Annotated in this window: 1 protein-coding gene; it reads right to left on the reverse strand. The window is 55.6% G+C overall.

The genetic code is table 11. The features are described from left to right. Positions 1-36: 36 nt before the first annotated feature. Positions 37-1539: an ISL3 family transposase gene (locus tag GXY01S_RS17785; protein WP_255210494.1), complete on the reverse strand. Its 1503-nt coding sequence runs from the start codon at positions 1537-1539 to the stop codon at positions 37-39. Positions 1540-1764 lie beyond the last annotated feature (225 nt).

Consider the following 1764-nt stretch of genomic DNA (forward strand, 5'->3'; position numbering starts at 1 on the left):
GGGTTCTTCCGCACTTTTCGTGATGATGTTTTTTGATTATGCGGGCTGAAGGACACGCGCCCTGAGGAGTTCGAAGCCTGCTCTTCCGAACATGGTTCGCTTGATCATTTTCAGTCGGCTGATCTGTCCTTCAACCGGGCTGGTTGTCCAAGGTGTGACAAGAGACGCTTCAATGGCAGCCGCATCCCGTTCAAGCGCGGGAATCAGACGTGACAGCAGCGTCGTCTTTCCTTCTTCCAGCAGAGCCTTCAGATCGCCTCCCGTGCAGGTGTCACCCCTTTTACAGAGCAGGGTCTGCATTTTCCTGAGCCAGCAGAGTGTGACGGCAAGGTGCGGTTCAGCTTCCAGAAGGGCAGGAACCAGCAGTCCCTCCTGTCCGGCAGATAACGGATCCTCTGCGAGGAGAAGCCGCGCAAGTCTGCGTCCCCGAGGTGCAACGACATGCGCGGAAGGAACGGGTTTCGCGGAACATCCCTGTCGCGTCGCCACCCATTTCCAGACGGTGCCATATTGTCCTGCAAAGCCCTGCTCCAGGAGTTCCCGCCATAGCTGACGACTATTGCGACATCCTTCGGACCATCTCTTTTCCAGGTGGGCTGTGTAAGGCACGAGTATGCTGCGTGACGGAACCGTTCTTTTCCATGGTGGTGCATGGCCCCGCTGAAACCAGCGCCGCACGGTTTTTCTCTCTACCCCGATCGTTGTGGCGATAGCCTGAATGCTGTGTCCCGCTGCTTTCAGGGCAAGAGCTTCCTTGAAAAGAATGTCACGCCGTTCCCCAGAGGCTGACCTGACGACCGCCTGCGCCTCTTCTGGATGCGCTCTGATTGTTTCAGATATTTTGCTTACGACCGTTGATACGTTCATCTGTCGTGTCAGGGTCCTGACAGTCGTCGTAAAACGGTCCAGAATGCTGACAAAAGCGTCTGACAGGTTCTTCAGCAGATGCCAGCGGTCTGTCACCTGAAGAGCGGATGGTGCGCCTCTGCGGCATCCGTCTGCATAAGTACCGGCACGGTCTCTGGCAATGATTTCAATACCGGGGTGGACCTGCAGCCATCGGGCAAGGGTATCAGCGTCCCGATCTGGCAGGAGGTCAATGACATCATTTTTCTCAAGATCGACCACAATCGTTCCATAGTGATGTCCCCGCCGCCATGCCCAGTCATCCACCCCCACCACACGTGTAAGGGCCGTGCCTTTTGTGGTGTTCTGCACACGTGAGAGAAGACGGCGGACAAGAGTATCCGCGCTGATGGGGCAACACAGGCGCACGGTCATTCGTGCTCCAGCGGAACCGCCCAGGGTGTGGGCGATATAATAATGAAGATCGGCAAGACGTGTGGTCTGTCTGTCATGACGCACGGTTATCCCCTCAAGGGGCATGACAAACGTCCGACGTGGACAAAGCATCGTCTGGCAGAAAAAGCGCGGCACAGAAACGATCAGCGTGGCTGGACGGCCCTGCCATGGAAGATCCGCGAGTTTTCTCTGATAGAAACTGTGAATGCGTTGTGCCGGCACTGACAGTCCGGACACACTGCACTCCGTTTTCGCAGACCGACTTCGATCTTCACTCTGTTATCCAGTGCAACAACACGACGAACGACGAGGGAACGGGGAAGATCAAGAGACCGAAGGCGTGACACTGGGGAATATCCATGAAAGTGAACGACTTTCTGGATTTCCCAGTTCCGGAACCTCAGTACAAGATACCCATCACGAAAAGTGCGGAAGAACCCAGTTCTCAACGAAAATCAACAT

This window comes from Komagataeibacter xylinus NBRC 15237, assembly GCF_001571345.1.
In the GTDB taxonomy this organism is placed as follows: Bacteria; Pseudomonadota; Alphaproteobacteria; order Acetobacterales; family Acetobacteraceae; genus Komagataeibacter; species Komagataeibacter xylinus.